Genomic DNA, 22,249 nt, shown 5'->3' on the forward strand with positions numbered 1-22,249 from the left:
ATGCCAAGACTAATTACAAATAACAACTGACACAATGGCAAATTTTCTATGACTTCCCAAGCTTCCACAGTTTTCTCACTTCAGGCACCCAAAGATATTTCGCTCAACGAAATTGAAGCGGAACTTAATCAAATTTGGCAAAGTTACGGCATCGCTGGTGAAGATGGTGCTTTACCTGCGGCAACACGAGCTACTACTTTTACCCTCGTAGTTTACGAACCCGAAGAAACTCAGTATTTATTGGCGGCTTTGGGATTTTACCACGGCCCCATCGACGGCATTTTAGGCCCGCAGACAGATGCAGCTTTGCGACAAGTGCAGATTAAATATGGCTTGTCAGTCACAGGAACCGCTACACCCGAAACCCTGAATAAATTACGGGAAGAATTCGCCAAACGTCAAGGTAACGGCACAGGGGAAACTACCAACGGACACACTGCCCATAGTTTTAACGCCAGCAGCCCCACCATTGCTGACGAAATTGCCCTTCGTAACCCTTGCCGCATCATTGCCTTGTTTCCGATTGCGGGTGAAGATGAAGGGGTGAAAGCGCAAGTTTCTGCTTACTGCCCGATGCAGAAGCAATCTGCCAGCACCCTGATCTGTTGTGAATACATTACTCTCACCGGTACTGCCACCGCCTTGGAACGGATAGGCGGCATGATTCCCGCCTTGTTGATTGGTGGCTTGCCCAAGTTTCTCTGGTGGAAGGCGACACCAGACCCCAATAACGGCTTGTTTAAACGATTGGCGGCGATTTGCAATAACGTTATTGTTGATTCTTGCAACTTTAACGACCCAGAAACAGATTTACTTAGCCTACAAGAGTTAGTAGACTCAGGTGTACCGCTAGCTGATTTGAACTGGCGTAGACTCTCCGCATGGCAAGAGTTAACAGCTCAAGCCTTCGACCCTCCTCATCGTCGTGAGTCTCTCAAAGACATTGACCACGTAAATATTGATTACGAAAAAGGCAATCCAACACAAGCATTGTTATTTTTAGGTTGGTTGGCAAGTCGCTTGCAATGGTTGCCAGTTGCCTATGAACAGGAAAGTGGAGATTATGATATCACCCGCATTCGCTTTGTGGCCCAAGACCAAACACAAGTAGAAGCTGAACTGGCAGGAGTTCCAGTTGCGGATGTGGGTGAGGTTGTGGGTGATTTGATTGCCCTGCGCCTCAGTTCGACCAATACCAAAGCAAATTGTGGTACTGTCATCTGCTCCGAAACTGGGGGTTGTATGCGGATGGAAACCCACGGCGGCGCGCAAACACCGGGTTTATTCCAGCAGGTGAGTTCCCTGTCAGAACAAAAAGCCGAAGCACTGCTGAGTCAACAGGTACAACGCTGGGGTCGTGAGTCGCTGTTTGAAGACAGCCTAGCAGTTATAGATCAAGCATTGAAGTTAGGCGCGAAGAGTTAAAGCAGACAAAGTACGGCGAACGGCCGTGTACGGGCGAACGGCCGTTCGCCCGTACATATCTTCCTATTCCGAGATAGCGGGCTTTGGGCTTTCCTGCTCTCTGCCGAGTACATACTTTATACCCAAAGGGTGGCCTCTGAGTCAGTCAGGTGGGTCGCAACCAACAACTATGATCACACAAGATTATACAAAGTCGTATCCTGAGCTTGCCGAAGGGTGGACGCTACACGGTTTTATTTATTGGTCGGGATTCATCCCCACCTACAATGTGGGGATTTATTTAGAATTGATAGGTGGGGACTTCTCCCGACATTTCTTTAAATAAATTTTTGATAGCTTCAGGAGGGCCTGATGGTAACAGCGAAGGAACCACAACAACAGGTAAAAATTGGCCCAACTCGACTGCTAATTAACAATGAATGGATAGAAAGCGTTAGTGGTCGCAGATTTGAAACAATTAACCCAGCCACAGGTGAGGTGATCTGCACAGTAGCAGAAGCAGATGCGCCAGATGTGGATAAGGCAGTAAAAGCAGCCCGTACCGCCTTCACCAGTGGCGAATGGGCAAAACTATCAGCTGCGCGTCGGGGAGATTTGCTTTATAAGTTAGCTGATTTAATTGCACAAAATATTGATGAATTGGCGCGGCTAGAAACCTTAGACAACGGTAAGCCATTGCAAGATTCATTAGGTGACTTGCAGTTAGTTATCGCTTGCTATCGCTATTATGCAGGTTGGGCGGATAAGGTACAAGGTAAAACCATTCCGATTAGCGGCCCATACTTCTGTTACACTCGCCATGAACCTGTGGGTGTAGTTGGTCAAATTATCCCGTGGAATTTCCCCTTGTTGATGCAAGCGTGGAAGTTAGCACCAGCTTTAGCAACAGGTAACACCGTGGTTCTCAAAACGGCTGAACAAACACCATTGTCAGCGTTGCGGGTAGGAGAGTTGATTGTGGAAGCTGGTTTTCCCCCTGGTGTGGTGAATATTTTATCAGGATATGGCCCCACCGCCGGAGCAGCGATCGCTCACCATAGAGATATTGATAAAGTCGCGTTTACCGGTTCCACTGAGGTAGGGCATCTGATTATGGAGGCAGCTGCCAAAAGTAACCTTAAACGGGTAACGTTAGAATTGGGCGGCAAGAGTCCCAATATTGTGTTTGCTGATGCTGATTTCGATGCCGCCATTGCAGGCGCACACGATGCCATATTCTTTAACCAAGGTCAATGTTGCTGTGCAGGTTCACGGCTGTTTGTGGAAGAAAAATGTTACGACGATTTTGTGGCTAAGAGCGTAGAAAAAGCCCAAAATCGGATTGTGGGCGATCCCTTTGATGGCAATACCCAACAAGGCCCCCAAGTTGACAAAGACCAATTTGACAAAGTGATGAGTTACATTGAGTCGGGGATGCGACAAGGGGCGCAGAGGTTATGTGGTGGTAATCGTGTGGGAGACAAAGGCTTCTTTATAGCCCCTACAGTGTTTGCCGATGTACATGATGATATGCAGATAGCCCAAGAGGAAATCTTTGGCCCGGTGATGAGTATCATCAAATTCAGAGACATTGAAGAAGTCATTCAACGGGCAAATAACACCATGTACGGACTAGCCGCCGCCGTGTGGACAAAAGATATTAGCAAAGCTCATGCGATCGCTAATAACGTCCGGGCTGGTACTGTATGGGTAAATTGCTACGACGTATTTGACCCCGCCGCACCCTTTGGTGGCTTTAAGCAATCTGGTATGGGTCGAGAACTAGGTGAATATGGCTTGCAACAGTACACCGAAGTTAAGACTGTTACCATCAAATTGTAAATTGGATATACTCCTACTCTTGAGCAAGTTGGGCTTTAGCCTGTTGCCAGAGAGCATCTAACTCATCCAAACTGTAATCAGAGAGGGGGCGGTTGATGACTGCCTCCATTTTTTGTAAACGCTGCACAAATCGCTGACTTGTGCCTTGTAACCCTGCACTGGGGTCAAGATTATACCACCGGGCTAACTGAATAACTGCAAATAGTAAATCACCTAATTCCGCTTGTTGACGTTCTGGCGTTTCCTCAGCCACAGCCTGTTGAAACTCCTGTAACTCCTCATGAAACTTCGCCCAGACATCATCAATATTGTCCCACTCAAACCCAACCGCCGCCGCCTTTTGGGAAATCTTCATTGCGGCCGTCAGTGGCGGTAAAGTCCGTCCATAACGAGCCAGTTTTGTACTGAGTTTTTGACTATCTGCGGCTGATTCACCCTTTTCCGCCGCCTTAATTTGTTCCCAATTTTGCCGCACCTCCTCCACATTCTGTACCGACACCTCACCAAACACATGGGGATGACGACGAATCAACTTTTGGGAAATACCCTCAGCCACATCTTGTAGAGAAAACTGCCCAGACTCACTAGCAATTTGCGCCTGTAACACCACCTGTAACAGCAAATCCCCCAACTCCTCAACAACCTCCGCCTGAGAACCATGCTTAATCGCATCTACGACCTCATAAGCCTCCTCAATCACATAAGGAATCAAAGTTTCAGGAGTTTGAGCCAAATCCCAAGGACAACCCCCATCAGGCGATCGCAACCTAGCCACCACCTCAATCAACCCCTGCAACGCCGCCAAAACCTCAACCTGATTGTCATTTACTTCCATAACTCCGCGCCCCTCTGCGTTTCCTTTGCGTACCTCTGCGTTTAAAATTTTACCTTCTTTTTCCTCTCCTCCCCCTTGCAGAACCCCGACCCCGATTAATCACTTTACGTTTCTTAATTTTGCCACGAGAAAGTAATCCCTTCACCCCCTGCTTACGAAACCGCTTATAAGCCGAACCCCCCCAATCGCTGAGATAATGACTCATCGCCCCCAGTTCTAAGCCTAAAAATAGGGCAAGAAATTCTGTACCGTAACTAGCAAGCGATCGCCCCAAACTGCCCTCCACATCTTGCCAACTCACAGACACATTCCCCAACTGCTGCACCACAGCCAAAATCACCACAGCCAAGATAGCCAGCAAACTGCTGAGATACAACACCCTGAGCATCGTGCCAATAATCGGCCCATGAGATAAAAAAGAACGATGACGGAGACTTTTTTGATAAGGTAGCCAAATCCAACGCAAAACCCCCCAACGTTGGAATTGACGGGAGTAGATATCTAAATCAGGGCCGAACATCAAACCGCCAAACAGAAACCCACCAGCCACCAACAAAGTCACATTGCCAGAGCGAGTCAGCCACAAACACACACCCGCCACCACTGGCAACGCCCATAAAGTAATGCGATCGTGCGTCCGACCAGAGGGCATTTACAGATTCTCAAAAATATTTTCAAAAATTTTCTCAAAAATACTAGCGCAATCCCAAATCTTTTGCTATAGTATATAACTGTGAGCGCAAAACGGAAAGCGCAAACGGGTGGTTAGCTCAGTTGGTAGAGCGCCTGCCTTACAAGCAGGATGTCACTGGTTCGAGTCCAGTACTACCCATATCAAGTCAACACTGCTAATTATACTGCACACTGTACAGCCAAGTGTACAGTGACTAATTGTTTGTCATCGGTGACTGGGATAATTTTTGCAATTCTATCTTTAATTCTTTCATTAACCCTAAAGTTATTGGATAAATTTTATACATTAGCAAGGTGTACGGAACTGTTTTGTAATAATAAACACTTTAAGCTCATTCCCTGGCTGAAGCACGGGGGATTTCGCGGGCATTGGGAATAGGGCATTGGGCATTGGATTTCTTCCCCATGACGGCAGTTGCTCCACTTGGGGAGACCCCAAGACCGCACTGCCTCCCCCATTCCCCATGACGGCAGTCCGCTCAAGTCGGGAAACCCGCCCACGCTGCTGTCTCCCCCATGCCCAAGACGGCGGGCGGTGATTCCTCCCACCCCTTAAAGGGATGGGAGGAATCACCGTCTTCTGTGAGAAATCCGGGATAGCTCCAGTATTTAAGGACATTTTTTTTACTTTCTTAATCTTTATTTACAGCGTTGTACATCTCATGGGGTCAAATGGTATTGTCAATTGAAAAATCGGCTGTGGTAAAAATGCCATGTTTGACGATCTGCTCTTGGCACTGCAACGTGTTGATCAACTCCTAGAAAATGCCATAACCCAAGCCCAATTTATCTACGGAACCGAGGCTGCAACTGACCCCTATCGAGGTTTGTACATAAATCAAAAAGATATACAGCAACTGCTAAATCGTCCACCAGGAATGCCTCTATTTAGTAGTGAACTTGAACTAAAATTTGTCAGTCATAATTCTCGGTTTGTCTGGTTGCAGCAAGCTTTTGAACTATCGGCTTTTGAATTGGACATCATATTGATTGCCTTAGCACCAGAAATTGACTTGAAATATGAACGTTTGTACGCCTATTTACAAGATGATGTCACTCGCAAACGACCAACACTGGATTTAGCATTGAATCTACTTTGTTCTTCACCAACAACCAAACTAGAAAAATATAATTATTTCAGTGCTGATGCTCCCTTGATCCAGCATAGTTTGCTTCACCTATTATCGGATTCCCGCCAACTGCAAGCACCTTTGCTGTCCCATTATCTCAAACTTGACTCGCAAATTATCCGTTTTCTCCTTGGGCAACAGGGACTAGATGAAAGATTGACATCTTTCTGTCGATTCTTGCTTCCAAAAACTAATCCTGCCAATTTACATATCAGTCAGGACATTCAACAGACATTAGCTATATTAGTCAGTCTAGCTAGGAATAGACATCAGTCCTGGAAATTCTACTTTTCTGGCTCTCAGAAAACATTGAAACGCCGCACTGCTGAAGCCTTAGCTGCAAAAGCTGGTGTCCCTTTACTGATTGCAGATATTGTTCTTGCCTCATTAGAGAAGGTGAACTGGCAATCAACCCTAAAACTACTGTTTCGGGAAGCTCGATTTCAGGATGCCTTACTGTACTTAGAGGGAGTGGATACTCTACGCACCCAAGAGCAATATAGCTCCTGTGAGTCCTTATTTGAGCAATTAGCAGAATATCCTGGAGTCACAATATTATCGGGTGTACAGCCGTGGTTTCCTTCTGAAAATAAACCTTTGGGAGTAATTAATATTGCTTTTACCCTGCCAGATTTTGCCCAGCGTCGTCGCCATTGGCAGCAAAATTTAGCAGCAGTGGGTATGGAGATGACTGAATATGATTTAGATGCCTTAGCAGAACGCTTTCGCCTGACAACAGACCAAATTACTGATGCAGTAGTAACTGCTTGCAATCAGGCTTCCTGGGATATGACGGCTCAAAGTCTACAGGAATTTCCTGCTGAGGACTCTATGCAACTTACTACTGATCATCTGTTGGCGGCGGCTCGTGGTCAATCTGGTCATCATTTGGCAGCATTAGCCAAGAAGATTGAGCCAAAGTCCGTTTGGGATGACATTGTGCTATTACCAGATCAACTTGAACAGCTACAAGATATCTGCAATCAAGCGAAATATCAACATCTTGTCTATGAACAATGGGGCTTTGCCAACAAACTATCCCTTGGTAAAGGATTAAATTTACTGTTTTCCGGTTTACCAGGTACAGGTAAAACCATGGCAGCAGAAATTATTGCCAATGACTTACAACTTGATCTCTACAAAATTGACCTTTCGCAAGTTGTTAGTAAGTATATCGGAGAAACTGAGAAAAATTTAGAGCGCATTTTTACCGCCGCCGAAAATACCAACGCTATTCTTTTGTTTGACGAAGCCGATGCCATTTTTGGGAAGCGATCGGAAGTTAGGGATGCTCATGATCGCTATGCCAATTTAGAAGTTGCCTATTTGTTGCAGAAAATGGAGGAGTACCAAGGCATTACTATCCTCACTACTAATCTGCGTCAGAATCTTGACGATGCTTTTACTCGCAGAATTCGTTTCATTGTTGAGTTTCCCTTTCCTGAAGAAGAATATCGCCTGCAAATTTGGCAGCGTATTTTCCCGCAAGAAATTCCTTTATCCCAGGAAGTAGATTTATCACTACTGGCACGCAAATTCAAACTAGCAGGGGGCAATATTCGCAACATCGCCCTTGCTGCTGCTTTTCTCGCCGCACAACAGGATCAATCGGTGGGGATGTTACATTTGCTGAAGGCAACTAAACGAGAGTTTCAAAAAATGGGACGCTTAGTGAGTGAAGAAGAGTTTTGGTATCAAGAAACGTAAATAATGCCTCGGTGATTTAACTTAATTTTCTGGCCAAGGACTATGATGAATAGAAGAAAAAGAAGTCACTTCTCAGTGAGAATACAGAATATAAAGCTAAAAAAATCCTTAATTTCTAAATATTTCATTCCTGACTCTCATTACTAAATATGCAATGATCCACGACCTTGACGAAACTCTCAAACAATTGCTAATTCAAAAGGTGCCGATTGATCCTAGTGCGCTCGACATTATGTTTGAGCGACCCAACACCGATTGGGAAAACCAACTGGGAAATAAACCTGCAATTAACTGTTTTCTTTACGACATTCGCGAGAATTTAGAATTTCGAGATCCAGAACGTTACATTACTCGCAACGGCACAAATGGTACTCAAACCAGAGATCCGGTACGGATGGATTTAACCTACCAAATCACAGTGTGGGCAAAGGATGTCGATATCGAGCATCGTCTTTTGGGCAATGTCATGAAAGCTTTGGTGAACTATCCCGTATTGCCCCAAGAGGTACTTGCAGGAGAAATGCGAAATCAATCGCGTCCCCTTCGTGCTTGGTTTGCCCTACCTCAAGATACGCCTAATACTTGGGATTTCTGGGGGGCAAATGAATGGCGTTTGAAGGCAGGTTTTAGTTACCGGATTACAGTTGCGGTAGAACCAACACCAGTAGAAGTTGATTTGGTAATGGAGAAAGTTATCAAAATGGAATTGCTCAATCAGCAAGAATCCTAGTGTAGCACGGCAGAAATCAACCTTTTAACTTTCTGTGTACTGTTACTAATTGTTTGTTGGCTCTAGGAGCAGCAATAAATTAAAGAGGATAAAGAGGATAAATATGCACCAGTCTAAGCAAAACCAAGATCCTACTAAGTCTCAAAATAATTCGCAGACAAGGGAGGAATGGGAAGCACAAGAGAGTCTTTTAGATCAGCAAAATCCACTGGTGCAGCAATTTTCTGGTTTGGGAAATATACCTAATGCTGGTGTTCATGCCCAAATATTGAATGGTATTCCTGCTAACCAAATAGCGGCTAATCCGCAATTAATGCTGCAAATGCAACAGCAGTTTGGGAATAGTCATGTGAGTCAAGTAGTGCAGATGGCGAGGGAAAATAGTCAAGAAACTTCACAGCAACCACAGACGACGTTACAAGCGAAGTTGAATGAGCAATCAGCAGCGCACGGTGTCCAGCAAGAAAACAAAACCGGATTACCAGATAAGTTAAAAACTGGGATTGAAAATCTTGCCGGCATGTCTATGGATGATGTGAAAGTTCACTACAATTCTTCTAAACCCTCTCAGTTACAAGCATTAGCATATACTCAGGGAACAGATATTCATGTGGCACCAGGACAGGAAAGACATTTGCCCCATGAAGCTTGGCATGTAGTGCAGCAGAAGCAGGGGCAAGTTCACCCTACCATGCAAATTAAAAATTGGGCAATTAACAATGATTCATCATTAGAGAGAGAAGCTGATGTGATGGGGGCAAAAATATCACACTCACAACATCAAAAACTTTCTCCCGCAAATGAATTTCAGCAATGTAGCCCAAAACAAGCGCCTGTCAATAATGTAGTCCAAATGAATGGAAATTGGGGACGAATTGGTCTAGGAGCTTTACTTGGGGCGATTATCGGTGGCGGACTTGGTGCTTTAGGTTTTTTAATGGGACCTTTGGGTGCTATCACTACTCCGGTGGGGGCGACTTTGGGTGCTGCTATAGGTGGTTATATCGGACATAAAACCGGCAATACATCCCCAGCAATCCCCAACAACATGCACTTTGTCTGGTTAGGTGGTAGGGTTCCAGAGGAAAGACAGAAAAACATTCAGCAATGGGTGCAAGCTGTTCCGGGTGTTAGGATCAATTTATGGCTTGATGAGAATTCTCAACAGGCAACTTCTGAAGACCTTGACAATCTCAAACAGCAGGGCGTAACCATTCGACTAGTTTCTGAATTGTACAATAGAAGCGATCGCCTGCAAAAGGTGGCGAAAGGACTACCGACTGTGGACGAAGAAGGTGTCAATGTAGGCGCAACCGGGGCTTTATCAGATATTGTCCGCCTGGAAATATTGAAAATAGAAGGCGGAACCTATATGGATTCTGACAACAAACCAGGAGAAAATGCTGCCAAGTTTAAGGATATGACTGCACCTTTAGGTGTGCGCCTTGGTTGGGGTAAATTAAATTGGTCGGAGGCATTCTCTAACGACGCTATATCTGCTGCGGCTAACAACGAGTACATACAGCAATATTTGGAATTAGTTTACAAAAAGGTAAAAAATGAGGAAAAACGGCAGCAAATACTCAGTCGTGACCCGAAGTCTGTCAAAGAAGCTGTGATGAATGCCACAGGACCAGATGCAATGGCACAAGTCTCCTTACCCCTTTCTGCACAGCAACTTCAAGACTTAAGAGAAGAACAAGAGAAAATCATGAGTGGTTACTTTCCAAAAATAGAAAATGTTAATATAGGAACTTTTGGACAGAATAAAGAAACCTATAAAAGTATAACTACAAAGAACGAATTTTCCCCCGAAATGCTCAGAATTTTTCTGGAACTTGCCTATGACACAGACATGTTTATTCGGGCATCAGATAATGCCTGGGTACCAAAAGAAGAAGATATACAGTTAAGCTAAAAATTGATAAGTAAGCTGTCTCATTGTAGTAACGCAATCTTGTAGTTTAGTTATTGCCAGCTAATTTTTTGTTTAAAAATCAAGAATTTTGGTTAATTTTTTACACGGCTAAGGATGTAAATAGCTTTCTTGCTTTTACTTTCCTTTTTTTCCTATTCACAAATCAGGAGGCAAAAATGCCCAAATCTCAGCAAAACCAAACTCATCCTCAGTCTCAAAATAATTCGCAGACAAGGGAGGAATGGGAAGCACAAGAGAGTCTTTTAGATCAGCAAGATTCACTGGTGCAGCAAGTTTCAGCTTTGGTAAATATACCAAATGCTAGTGTTCATGCACAGATGCTAAGTCATATTCCTGCGAACCAAATAGCGGCTAATCCACAATTAATGCTGCAAATGCAACAGCAATTTGGCAATAGTCATGTGAGTCAAGTGGTGCAGATGGCGAGGGAAAGTCGTGGGCAACGCTTTGAAGGAAAACCAGCAGATCACGGTTTGCAGCAGCAAAATAAAACAGGATTGCCGGATAACCTGAAAGCGGGAATTGAAAATCTTTCTGGTATATCGATGGACGACGTGAAAGTTCACTATAACTCCGATAAACCCGCCCAGTTGCAGGCATCGGCGTATACGCAGGGTACGGATATTTATATGGCACAAGGACAAGAAAAGCATTTGCCACATGAAGCATGGCATGTGGTGCAGCAGAAACAGGGGCGGGTGAAGCCGACGATGCAAGCAAAAGGTGTGGCGATTAATGATGATCGAGTATTGGAAAGAGAAGCGGATGTGATTGGGGCAAAAGCTTTCGATATGAAGTGTTTACAGTTCCCAGCTATGAGGAAATCGGAAACCCTTGGCGAGGGTATTGGCGCATTTAGAATGCATTCCGATGGGGTGTTGAAGCATGGAAGTAGTGGACAGCCAAATAATCTCTTGATTACGCCAACGATGTCTGCGCCTCCCTCTGTGATACAGAGTAAGAAGACTACCAAGCCCGACGATAGCACTCTGATTGGCAAATTCAAAGCAAATAAGCTTCCCACGAGTGTACTCTTAGGCAAAACAACCGATTCCGAGAAGGGTGATGCAATCTGGAAGCATCTAAATAATACTTTCAACGACAATCAGGATAAAGGCCAGCGCTATTGGAACAACTTGCAGCAGACTATTACGGACTACAAGGACATCTATAAGAAAGCGGATGTGGAGAGTAAAAACAAAATCAAGCGCAGTGACTATGACAAAAAGTTCAGGGAAAACTATTCCAACACAGACCCAATACCCCTCAGTATTACTAACTACAGGGTGAACACAGAGGGCTACGATCCCCTTACATCATCTAAACCAACTGTGAAAACGGATATCTATGAAGGCAACTACAGCAATGAATTTGATATCTCTAGCGGCTCCATCAAAGCAGCATGGAACTTCGCAGCGAATGTAGACCGGGATACGGGTAAAGTCACCAGTTACTATGACAAGGCTTTGGAGGCAAAAAAGGGTTTGAATAACTCGGAGATCCTATGGCAGCAGTTTCAACTCGCAGCGAAGTGGCACTTCCAAACAGACCCAAGTATGGAGAGCAAAGTTATAGATGCTCTGAAGACCATCTCCACTATTAAGCGGGACACTGTTATCAACGACGAGACCAATGAGGTTGTGTATATGTCCTATCCCAACAACGAAGACTGGGACACAGACAAGGAGTGGAGGCCGACTCAGGACGAATTTTTTGCCATCCTTGGTACACCGAATGCGAGAAGCAGCCCCTACTTCCTTATGGATCACCTCGACCAAATCGAGAAAACCATTGAGAAAATCATAACAACATCGGGAGGAGGTATAGATATTAGCTTTACTAGCATCTGACAGCAGTAGTGCATCTGTGCGCTCAAAGTGGTCGATGAGCCTGTATGGTGATCGCTTTTCCAGTAGTGGAAAAAATTTATTATCGGTTGCGATCGCTTCCTATCAACAATATTTTGTGGCAATTGATGAGAACAATCGCACACGAACCAAATTTTACCACACTGTTGTGTTTTGTAACAAATCCAGTAGTTTTAAGACAAACTCATATCCAAGGATTCACTTAATCTGTAGGATGTAATCAATCTCTATGTTTAATCATTTATAACAACAAAAGCGCAAATTTATGTAATTTCTAGGTGATTTTATGCCCAGCGTAGTAATAGAAGAGATTCGCCACCGAGTAGCGATCGCAGGGTCTGTAACTAATGCTGTTACGAGACAAGGAATTCCAGATATTCAGGTAACAGTCACAGAACTAAATCTGCGTACTCAAACTCGTGAGGACGGTTCCTTCTATCTGTTGGATTTACCAGTTGGGCAGTATGAATTAGTCATTTCTGGTTCCCAGTTGGGCAAATATTACGGAACTAGCGAGCCTATAGCAGTCAGGGTAGCTGATGCTACAAATGGCCAACCCATTTTTGACCCTCAAGCACACATCAAGCTGCAACCAACTCAATTGACGGGGAAAGTTACGCGTCAAGATAATAATCAAGCCATAGCTGGAGCAATGATTAAGTTGCGTGGTAGTAGCATCCAAACTGTCACTGATAAAGAAGGTAAATATCTTTTTTCTGAGTTGCCAGCTAGCACTCAGACACTTGAGGTTACAGCCAGAGGTTTTGCCACTGCAACAAAAACACCAACCTTTACTGCTGGACAACAAATAACCATTAATTTCCAGCTAGCCTAAAGCCTACTGCTGCCTCAGTTCAATGATGATAGGGAAGTTTATCATCAGTTAACCATCAACGATTAATACTACTAATACTATTAATAATTAATCATTACCTAAAGTAAAAATTCATACAAATTACTAATCACTTTCTCATTCTGCATTCGGGTCAAGGACAAACAGTATGCCAAATTATCTAGCACCAGGCGTTTACGTTGAAGAAGTTGAACCATTAGCCAGACCAATAGCTGGAGTAGGAACCTCAACAGCAGGGTTTATTGGTGTGGTTCCGAATAACGTTGATATGCCCTTAAAACCGGGTAGTGAAACAGAAAAGCAGAAAGTCGCCCCTGCTAACGAACCGCAACTAATTACTAGTTGGGAACAGTTCAAAAACAATTTTGGTGACTTCCAAGCCTCAAATTCTATCCTCGCTCACGCGGTTTACGGCTTTTTCAACAATGGTGGTACACGTTGTTGGGTAATACGGGTTGCAGCTAGTAGTAATCTGACTAATTTAGCAGATGCCTTAAATAAATTTAAACCAATTGATGAAATTACAATGGTTGCAGTACCAGGAGTCACTAGCAAAACTCAGCAAGAAGCCATCATTGACCACTGTGCTGATATGAAAGATCGGGTAGCAATCCTCGATGGTACAGCTAATCCCAGTACTTTGACAGTCGATGCTATTAAAGGTGCTACTTCCGGTGAAAATGGCACTCAACCCACCAAAGATAGCGATTATGCAGCCCTCTATTTTCCCTGGATTAATGTCTCAGACCCTGCTTCTGGAAACATTATTTCTCAGCCACCGAGTGGACATATTGCAGGTGTTTATGCACGAGTAGATGGCGAACGGGGAGTATTTAAAGCCCCTGCGAATGAAGTAATTCGTGGTGTAGTGAGTCTAGGAAGGCAATTGAGTAGAGCAGATCAAGGAGATTTAAACAAAGCTGGTATCAACGTGATTCGCGCCTTCAATGGCAATATGAGGATTTGGGGTGCGCGTACATTAGGTGGAGATAACAATGAGATCCGCTACATTAGCACTAGACGCTACTTAAACTTTCTGCGAGAGTCGATTGATGAAGGTACTCAATTCGTTTTATTTGAACCCAACAATCCGGGACTGTGGCAACGTATAAAGCGGTCAGTAGGTGATTTTCTACTTAATCAGTGGCGTGATGGCGCGTTGTTTGGCGAGACTCCAGCACAAGCCTTTTTCGTCAAGTGTGATGCGGAAACCAATCCACCAGAAGTCAGGGAATTAGGTCAAGTTGTCACTGAAATTGGTGTCGCCATTGTCAAACCTGCCGAATTTGTGATCTTCCGCATTCAGCAAATGACTGGAAGCTAGTGGTCTGTCGCATTAATGTTTATACGTTAAAGATTAAAGGATTTAGTGCTATGCCTAGAGTTGATCCATACCGCAACTTTCGCTTTCTCGTCGAAATTGACGGTATTGTGCAAGCAGGGTTTTATGAGTGTAGTGGCTTTGGTTCCAGTGTCGAAGTAGTAGAGTATCGTGAAGGTGGTGACTTAACCACTGTACGCAAGTTGCGGGGATTAGTGAGTTACCCAGAAATCTCCCTCAAGTGGGGCTTAACCGATTCCCGCGAACTCTACGATTGGCATAAAGCAGCAGTAGATGGCGAAGTGCAACGCCGGAATGGCTCAATCATTATTCTCGACGATACAGGACAGGAAAAGGTGCGTTGGAATTTCTTCTATGCTTGGCCTAGTCAGTACGAAGCACCTAGCTTAGATGCTAAAGGAAACGATGTTGCCATTGATAGCATCACAATTTGTTGTGAAAGATTAGAAAGAGCAGCTTAAGTATTCAGAAATCAGTCATGGGAAAATCTCACGAATTAGGCGATAAAAATCTAAGTCCGGTGCATCTATGTTTGAAGCTAAAACCTCATCTGAGAAATCACACAACGAGATCATGCAACATCAATTACAGAGGCATACAGATAAACGCAGACAAACATAGATTGGGTGATGGGTTTACTACTGAACTTTATCCCCAATCCCCAATCTAGTAAACAACCAATGATGAATCATAAACATGTTCCAAACTGAGTATGAATTTACATTACCAAAGGGCTATGTAGACAAAGAAGGAAATTTGCATCGCCAAGGAGTAATGCGGTTAGCGACGACATCTGATGAAATTATTCCCCTCAAAGACCCTCGCGTGCAGTCAAATCCTGCTTATCTAGTTGTGATTTTGATGTCACGGGTAATTGTAAGATTGGGTTCCTTGGAAGCGATTAATCCAAAAATAATCGAAGGTTTGTTTGCTGCGGATTTGACCTACTTGCAGGAGTTATACAACGAGATTAATGCTAATGGGGTGCGATCGCAAACTGCAATTTGTCCCCACTGCAACCAAGAGTTTACTGTTGAGATCCAAGCCTTGGGGGAATTCTAGGCTACCCTCTGGATTTGCTCCGTCAGGAGGTAGCCTGTATTGCATTCCATTTTCATTGGTCTTACGAGCAAATTATGAATATGGAACATCGAGAGCGAAAGGAATGGGTGCAAGAAATTATTAATCAGTTAGCAGTTAATAATGGGCAAATGGGTTATGGTGCAAGCAAAACAATCTCGCAAAGCGAACACTACTTTAGGTGAAAAGTGGCAAAGTTTTGCTACTGCAAAATTACAACAGCACCAAACTCAGCAGCAATCATTCTTATTCAGAGAAACTTTGCTCAAAAAGGTCACAAATTTGCTTCATCAAGGGCAAATTCATGCAAATATAGATTTGCCACCTTTACAATCTCAATTCGCTACTCAGATCCAGCAAAAATATTTGACTAACTTGAAGAAATTTCAACGGCAACATCATCAGTCAAATTCATTAGGGGAAACAACTAATAATCAAGAAAAGTTGATAGATATTGAACTGCTAGAATCGCCATTACCACAATTTAATCAATCAACTTTATTAGGAGAAAAACGAGGAAAAAAAGGCGAACAATCTGATTCTTCCCCTCAACAATCTCAAACCATTAAGCATCTAAACAAACCAAGCATTTTTAGCCAGCCTCAACCCTCTCTAACTACTATTGACCGCCAAATCATTCTGAACCAAAAAGCATCGCAATTAGTTAATCATATTACCCAGAAGTATAGTCGAGTTAACTCTCAGCCTGAAAATAATCTTACTCAAGGCAGAAAAGCAGTTGTTTTAGCTGCTGAATCTTCAGATATTATAAATCAGCAAATTGCACAAGAAGAACTAAAAAATAAAATTGCACAAAGTAGCTATTCAAATATCAGTCACCAACTCCGTAGCTTCCTTGGTAATATTTTGAATTTGCGAGTTCCTCATGTTAAAATTTATAATAATCAGGCGGCTGATAATTATGCCAAAAAACTCAATGCTGACGCAATAACATACGAAGATAAAGTATTGTTGAGAACTGGAAAGTATAATCTGCAAAAACCAGAAAGTATTGCTCTGATTGGCCACGAAATTACCCATGCTGCTAATTTAACTCCCCAAAGACAAAATTACCAATTTCCTCATAGCAACGCAGTAGAGGAGCAAGCAGCTTTAAGTAATGAAAAAAAATTACTAAATTATTTTTCTTTACCAGGAGCAAGTATTAGTTCTCCACAACCATCTATTCCTATCAGTAACATCGGTTCTTCTAATAATTTTCATCAGGCTTCCAGTTCAACTCCTAAAACAGCAGCAGAAGGTAGATTTAATAAATCTCAAACGGAGACATCTTCACCTACATTCGAGCTAACAGATATTCAGATTGATAGGATTGCAGACCAAGTTGAGCCTATAGTGTATAGAAAAATATCCAAGCTTATTCAAGAAGATTTTGAACGAGGGGGTTAGGATTAATGGCATTAGAAAAGGCAACGATTGTTGTCATAGAAACTAATAAACGAATTCCGGTAATGTTTAACCCGGAAGAGTACTCATTAGATGTTGGAAATACCTTTGCCGAAATCGGAATTCCGGGACTAAAAACTCCACCTATTCAGTATGTACGTGGAAACAGTCGGATTCTGAAAATGGATTTGTTTTTTGACACCTTTGAATTAAGGCGCGATGTCAGGCAATTAACTGAACAAATTACGTCTTTATTGAATCAAAATCCAGCAACTCAAGCACCTCCTATTCTAATTTTTTCTTGGGGAGGATTTAACTTTCGGTGTGTTTTGGAAAGTGTGGGACAACGTTTTACCATGTTCATCGAAGATGGTACACCTGTCAGGGCAAATTTATCAGTTAGTTTCCGTGAATATGAAGCAGTCAATATTGAGATTCAAAGAGGCTTCTTTTTTGGGCCTCCTACTATTCGTAATACTGTTTCAGCAGCAGTTAACTTGATTCCTCAAAATACACGCGATCGCATTACCACAGAAGTAGGTAATTTCGTTGAAGGTACAATTCACCAAGTTGTGGAAGGAGAAACCCTAAGTCTGATTGCTGGTGCTGTCAGAGGTGATCCAGAAGCCTGGCGAGAAATTGCCGCAGCTAACAACATAGAAGATCCCATGAATTTAGAACCAGGAACTGAATTATTTGTCCCCACTCTGACATACCTGAGTCGTCTACCGTTAGCAAGGAGAATTGATCAGTAATCAACTAATATTGCAAAAATAACTCATAAATAAACAACTTAGTACCAATTACCCATGCAGCCATATTACGTCCCCGATTTCCTAGTCAAAATAACAGGTATTACACTAGGGGCTGATATCACAAATGCTGTCATTAGCTTGACTGTAGAAAGTCACATTGACATGGCAGACATGTTTAGCATACAGTTCAACAATGCTGACTTGCGCTTTACAGATTCAGCATTATTTGAGGTCGGTAAACGAGTCGAAATTTACATGGGTTATGTGGGTAATTTGCAACCCATGATTTTAGGGGAAATTGTAGCTGTTAGTCCTTCTTTTCCTGAAAGTGGAGCACCTACAATTACTATTACAGGTTACGATTTATCCCATCGGATGCGGCACAACTCGCCCAGTCGCTTTACCTTTACAAAAACCCCTGATTTTCTCATTGCTAGTCAGATTGCTGCCGAAAATTTACTGATTCCAGTTGTTGATCCTACCCCTCCAATTTGGGAGTCAGTGCAACAAACAGGTAGTGACTGGGCATTATTAAAAGAACTGGCTGATCGCAACTTTTTTTGGGTGTATGTCTTTTGGGATAAACTTTATTTCCGCTTCCCGCGACCCCAAACTGAACAGGTGGTTTTAGAATGGGGTAAAAACCTCAGTAGCTTTAATCCTCGCTTATCCACCTCTGGACAATATGGGATTCAAATCATTCGTGGCTATGACTATCAACTAGCACAAAATATCGTTGCTATTTTGCCATTAATTGCTCTTGATCCCACCGACCTAGACAATATTATTGAGCGATTGGGAAGTACATTTATTGAGCAACTTTTGCAATTGGGCAGACATGTAATTCGCAATCAACCGGTCACAAATTACTTAAATGCAGCAGCACTGGCAAAATCCATTCTCTTACAGCTACTACAAGGGTTGTATGAAGCCTCTGGTAATTGTATTGGCATCCCAGAGTTACGGGCAAGAGATACAGTAGAAATTCGCGGCGTTGGTAAGCGTTTTAGTGGACAATATACCCTCAGCAAAGTCAGACATATCATTGATGGCAGTGGTTATCGTACTCAGTTTGAAGTATCTCAACAATTTACCAGTAGTATCCTCAAAAGCTTACGCAAAAAAATTGCCGAAAGCCCCTCACCCAATAAACAAGAAAAAATGACTGGTGTTTTCGTGGGTAAAGTGGTGAATAACCTTGATCCAATGCAACTTGGCAGAATACAGGTATCATTTCCACATCTGAGCGATCTTAATATTAGTCCTTGGGCGCGGATTGCCACAATGATGGCGGGTGCGAATGAAGGTAGCTACTTTTTACCAGATATGGGTGATGAAGTTCTCGTATCTTTTGAAAAAGGAGATATTAATAGTCCTGTAATTGTCGGTGGTTTGTGGAACGGACTAGCTAGACCACCAGAATTCAACACGGGACTTAATGCTAGAAAAATGATTCAAACTAAAACAGGCTTGAAGCTGATGTTTGATGAAACACCAGGTCAAGAAAGTTTGAGTTTGGAGACGCTTGCAGGTTTAACTGTTAATTTATCAGACACTCAAGGTATCACAATTAAAGACCTTCTTGATAACTCAATTCACGTTTCTCCACAGGGAATTACTATTAACAGTCCCACGAGGATTAACTTGACAGTAGCTGGTAATTCTATTGAAATCAATGCAAGTGGTGTTACAATTCAAGGTACTCAAATAAATCTTAATTAGGGAGAGTATATGGGTAAGTTAATTACAGTTTCTGGTCGGACATTATTACTTTCAGGTCAATCACCTCCCACTTTGAATTACCAAGTTGTAGAAACTGATATTCAAGCAACAAAAACACGAGGCAATAAAAAACCGATTTTAATCCAACAAATTAAATTAGACTGTACATGCTTTGGAAGTTACTCAGTAACTACCACTTTTAGTGGTACTGGAAGTGCAGTAATTGTTGCAAGCAGCACTACTGTAAAATGCGAGAATCAGCCAATTTTATTAGCGGGAGACCAAGTAACAATCACCTGTAGCGGAACAATTACGGAAACAAGCACTGGGGCTACTTCTTCAGGAACAGCTTCTGTAACTGTCACAGTAAGTAATACAAATCAAACTAATATTTTTGCTAGTTAAATAAGGACTATGAATGCTGATTTTCTCGGTAAAGGTTTCGCTTTTCCCTTAAAAATTAATGCTCGTGGTGGTATTGCTCAATCCCAACAACAGCAGAAAATTCAGGATTCGATTCGCTTTATTTTAGGAACTCAATATAACGAGCGGGTGATGCGACCAAACTTTGGTTGTAACTTAAATAGCCTGTTATTTGCACCTAATAATCGAGCGACAGCAAACCTTGCCCATTACTATGTTGAAGAAGCTTTAAAAATTTGGGAACCAAGAATTATTCTTGAAGAAATAGTAATTGATAACGACTACGAGCATAACTGTTTGATAATTAAAGTTTCTTATCGGATAAAATCAACCTACGAATTACAAAACTTAGTTTATCCTTTCTATTTAGAGTCACAGTAAAGGAATTAATCAAAATGGCAAGAGGTAGAGTAGATCCACCAAATTTAGATGACCGTACTTGGCGAGAAATAGTTGAACAAACAAGGGCGTTAATTCCTCGCTATGCACCGGAGTGGACTGACCATAATCCCAGCGATTTAGGTATTGCTTTAATTGAGCTATTTGCCTGGATTGTGGAAAGTATGATCTACCGCCTCAATCGTGTACCAGAAAAAAACTTCATCGAATTTTTGAACTTACTAGGAATCACCCGCGATCCTGCTACACCCGCCTCTACTTTTTTAACCTATAAAATAGCTCCTACAAGTAGTAGTTCAGTGATGATTCCTAAAGGTCATCAAGTTTCGACACCACAAACAGAAATAGAAGAAGGAATTGTTTTTGAAACGGATCGAGAACTGACAGTTTTACCAATTAATTTAACGACAGCTTTATCTATTAATCAAGCTCAAATTGAAGAGGTCACTTCTGCTTTAGTCGCTTCACCTTTGACAGGAAAAAAAATTACCATTGTCGAAAATCAATCTATTCTGCTTGGACTCGGTTTTGATGCTGCTATTACTACAAGAATTGAGTTACTATTTCGTTTTACTGAACCAGTCCAAGAAAATCAAATTAACATCAATTGGTACTATTCTGCTGGTAATAACACACCAGAAAATTGGTCAGCAATTACTTCTGTAAATGATGGTACCGAAGGAATGCAAAGCAATGGCATCATCTCCCTGGAAGTTCCTGCCGACTGGACAGCCCAAAACCCAGAAAACTGGTCTTTAGGAGGAATTGCTGAAGATATTAAACAGCCCCGCTTTTGGTTAGGTATTCGGATTACGAATACCACAGCAGCAAGTGGAACTCCCCATGCAGTAGAAATTGGTATTCGCCATATCCTCTTCAACAGTGTTCCCGCTACCAATGCTCTGACTATTAGTCAAGCAGAACTACTGGGAATCAGCAGTGGCGAACCCTTCCAGTTTTTTGAGTTGCGATATCAACCTCTGTTTAAGCAACCCAGAGTGCAAGATCCTTACGAACATTTAATTATTCAGATACGAGAAGCCTTAGATAATGGCGAGTTCACAGAATGGACAACTTGGACTCACCAAGCAGATTTACCCAAAGGTGCAGGAAATTACTATCGCCTCAACCCAGTAACAGGGACAATTACCTTTGGTAACTATCATCCAACAATTTCACCTGATGGTCACGGCACAATTCCCCCACAGGGAAGTGAGATTCGTGCTTTGACTTATCGTTATGTTGTTGGCGGCGTGCAAGGGAATGTCCCGGCTAATAGCATTCAATTGATTCGGATGCCAATTGGTAACCTTACAGGAGTTACTAACTTAGGTGCAGCCATTGATGGTGCAGACGAGGAATCAATTGAAGATACAAAACGACGCGCCCCAGAAGTGCTGCGTAACCGCTATCGCGCCGTTACTGTGGAGGATTACGAGTATTTAGCTAGGGAAGCTTCTACCGAAGTCAAAAAAGTACGCTGTTTAGCACCCAGACAATTTACGCAATACGACAGACGACCAACTGGAGCAGAAATTGGTGATGCTTGGACTTATGGCGGGATTGATCGCAGTATTGGCACAGTCAACGTGATCATTATTCCTCAAGCCCCCTTGAGCAATCCTAACCCCAGACCAATGCCCTCGGAAGAATTACTGCGGGAAGTTTCTGACTACCTCGAAGAACGTCGTCCTGTAACCACCCAGTTACACGTTACCTCACCTCGTTATTTACCAATTAACGTGATCACAGAAATTAGGGTTTGGCAAAAAGCTTTTGACAACGGTTTATTACAACAGGCAGACTATCAACAACAGGTAAGGAATAAAATTGTGAGCAAAATCAGTCGCTTTCTCGATCCGATTTGGGGTGGTGTGGAAGGCAATGGCTGGGAAGTGGGACAAGAAATCAATATTTCTAGCTTATTTGAAGTCATTCAGCCAGATCCAGAGATTGGTTTTATTGCTGATTTGAAATTGGCAGCTGGGGAACCATTTTATCAACCAAATGACCGACCTGAAAGCATTAATCAACCCCTTGTGCGTGTACCAGTCGCAGATTATGAAATTATTTGCGCTGGTATCAATCATCAGATTAACGTTGAACGCTTGAGGTAAGCA

At 42.8% G+C, this 22,249-nt stretch carries 20 protein-coding genes and 1 tRNA gene; 19 read left to right on the forward strand and 2 right to left on the reverse strand.

The window, feature by feature from the left end:
* Nucleotides 1–48: 48 nt before the first annotated feature.
* Both opcA and A3775_RS20990 read left to right on the forward strand, forming a co-directional pair.
* Nucleotides 49–1,425 (forward strand): glucose-6-phosphate dehydrogenase assembly protein OpcA, encoded by a 1,377-nt coding sequence (opcA, locus tag A3775_RS20985; RefSeq protein WP_066426617.1) that lies wholly within the window; start codon nt 49–51, stop codon nt 1,423–1,425.
* A 351-nt stretch (nt 1,426–1,776) separates the two neighbouring features.
* Nucleotides 1,777–3,246, forward strand: a complete 1,470-nt coding sequence (locus tag A3775_RS20990) for an aldehyde dehydrogenase family protein (RefSeq protein WP_066382818.1) — start codon at nt 1,777–1,779, stop codon at nt 3,244–3,246.
* Nucleotides 3,247–3,259: 13 nt separating this feature from the next.
* Here the strand turns inward: A3775_RS20990 and mazG are convergent, their stop codons facing one another.
* Together mazG and A3775_RS21000 are read right to left on the reverse strand one after the other, a co-directional pair.
* A complete protein-coding gene (gene mazG, locus A3775_RS20995; protein ID WP_066382817.1) occupies nt 3,260–4,081 on the reverse strand; it encodes a nucleoside triphosphate pyrophosphohydrolase in 822 nt (273 codons plus the stop codon).
* A 49-nt stretch (nt 4,082–4,130) separates the two neighbouring features.
* Nucleotides 4,131–4,733: a metal-binding protein gene (locus tag A3775_RS21000; protein ID WP_066382816.1), complete on the reverse strand. Its 603-nt coding sequence runs from the start codon at nt 4,731–4,733 to the stop codon at nt 4,131–4,133.
* Between the two features lie 107 nt (nt 4,734–4,840).
* Here A3775_RS21000 and A3775_RS21005 point away from each other — a divergent pair.
* The 17 genes from A3775_RS21005 (at nt 4,841) to A3775_RS21080 (ending at nt 22,246) form a co-directional block, all read left to right on the forward strand.
* Nucleotides 4,841–4,913: transfer RNA gene (locus A3775_RS21005), tRNA-Val, on the forward strand.
* Between the two features lie 574 nt (nt 4,914–5,487).
* Nucleotides 5,488–7,611: an AAA family ATPase gene (locus A3775_RS21015; protein ID WP_066382812.1), complete on the forward strand. Its 2,124-nt coding sequence runs from the start codon at nt 5,488–5,490 to the stop codon at nt 7,609–7,611.
* 154 nt (nt 7,612–7,765) lie between these two features.
* Entirely contained in the window at nt 7,766–8,341 is a 576-nt protein-coding gene (locus tag A3775_RS21020) for a DUF4255 domain-containing protein (protein ID WP_066382810.1), read from the forward strand.
* Between the two features lie 103 nt (nt 8,342–8,444).
* Entirely contained in the window at nt 8,445–10,259 is a 1,815-nt protein-coding gene (locus A3775_RS24790) for a TcdA/TcdB catalytic glycosyltransferase domain-containing protein (RefSeq protein WP_084386940.1), read from the forward strand.
* A gap of 68 nt (nt 10,260–10,327) precedes the next feature.
* Complete coding sequence (locus tag A3775_RS23895) at nt 10,328–12,130, forward strand: DUF4157 domain-containing protein (protein WP_231867045.1); 1,803 nt, start codon at nt 10,328–10,330, stop codon at nt 12,128–12,130.
* 44 nt (nt 12,131–12,174) lie between these two features.
* Nucleotides 12,175–12,354, forward strand: a complete 180-nt coding sequence (locus tag A3775_RS24475) for a hypothetical protein (protein WP_066382808.1) — start codon at nt 12,175–12,177, stop codon at nt 12,352–12,354.
* Nucleotides 12,355–12,434: 80 nt separating this feature from the next.
* Nucleotides 12,435–12,983 carry a carboxypeptidase regulatory-like domain-containing protein gene (locus tag A3775_RS21035; protein WP_066382806.1) on the forward strand — a complete coding sequence of 183 codons (549 nt, stop codon included), beginning with the start codon at nt 12,435–12,437 and terminating at the stop codon, nt 12,981–12,983.
* 166 nt (nt 12,984–13,149) lie between these two features.
* A complete protein-coding gene (locus A3775_RS21040) occupies nt 13,150–14,325 on the forward strand; it encodes a phage tail sheath subtilisin-like domain-containing protein (protein WP_066382804.1) in 1,176 nt (391 codons plus the stop codon).
* 50 nt (nt 14,326–14,375) lie between these two features.
* Nucleotides 14,376–14,804, forward strand: coding sequence for a phage tail protein (locus A3775_RS21045; protein WP_066382911.1), 429 nt, complete (start codon nt 14,376–14,378; stop codon nt 14,802–14,804).
* Between the two features lie 235 nt (nt 14,805–15,039).
* The gene (locus tag A3775_RS21050) at nt 15,040–15,405 is read left to right on the forward strand and encodes a hypothetical protein (protein WP_066382802.1); all 366 of its coding nucleotides are present in this window, start codon (nt 15,040–15,042) and stop codon (nt 15,403–15,405) included.
* Between the two features lie 14 nt (nt 15,406–15,419).
* Nucleotides 15,420–15,608, forward strand: a complete 189-nt coding sequence (locus A3775_RS25435) for a DUF6760 family protein (RefSeq protein ID WP_339373723.1) — start codon at nt 15,420–15,422, stop codon at nt 15,606–15,608.
* Nucleotides 15,609–15,867: 259 nt separating this feature from the next.
* Entirely contained in the window at nt 15,868–16,833 is a 966-nt protein-coding gene (locus tag A3775_RS21055) for a DUF4157 domain-containing protein (RefSeq protein ID WP_231867046.1), read from the forward strand.
* Between the two features lie 5 nt (nt 16,834–16,838).
* The gene (locus A3775_RS21060) at nt 16,839–17,585 is read left to right on the forward strand and encodes a LysM peptidoglycan-binding domain-containing protein (RefSeq protein WP_066382797.1); all 747 of its coding nucleotides are present in this window, start codon (nt 16,839–16,841) and stop codon (nt 17,583–17,585) included.
* A gap of 54 nt (nt 17,586–17,639) precedes the next feature.
* Complete coding sequence (locus A3775_RS21065) at nt 17,640–19,307, forward strand: phage baseplate assembly protein V (RefSeq protein WP_066382796.1); 1,668 nt, start codon at nt 17,640–17,642, stop codon at nt 19,305–19,307.
* 9 nt (nt 19,308–19,316) lie between these two features.
* Complete coding sequence (locus A3775_RS21070) at nt 19,317–19,712, forward strand: hypothetical protein (RefSeq protein ID WP_066382795.1); 396 nt, start codon at nt 19,317–19,319, stop codon at nt 19,710–19,712.
* 9 nt (nt 19,713–19,721) lie between these two features.
* Nucleotides 19,722–20,111 (forward strand): GPW/gp25 family protein, encoded by a 390-nt coding sequence (locus A3775_RS21075; RefSeq protein ID WP_066382793.1) that lies wholly within the window; start codon nt 19,722–19,724, stop codon nt 20,109–20,111.
* Between the two features lie 14 nt (nt 20,112–20,125).
* Nucleotides 20,126–22,246 (forward strand): baseplate J/gp47 family protein, encoded by a 2,121-nt coding sequence (locus A3775_RS21080; RefSeq protein WP_066382791.1) that lies wholly within the window; start codon nt 20,126–20,128, stop codon nt 22,244–22,246.
* The last annotated feature ends 3 nt before the right edge of the window (nt 22,247–22,249 follow it).

Origin of the sequence: Anabaena sp. 4-3, from assembly GCF_001597745.1 — a bacterium.
Classification (GTDB): domain Bacteria; phylum Cyanobacteriota; class Cyanobacteriia; order Cyanobacteriales; family Nostocaceae; genus Trichormus.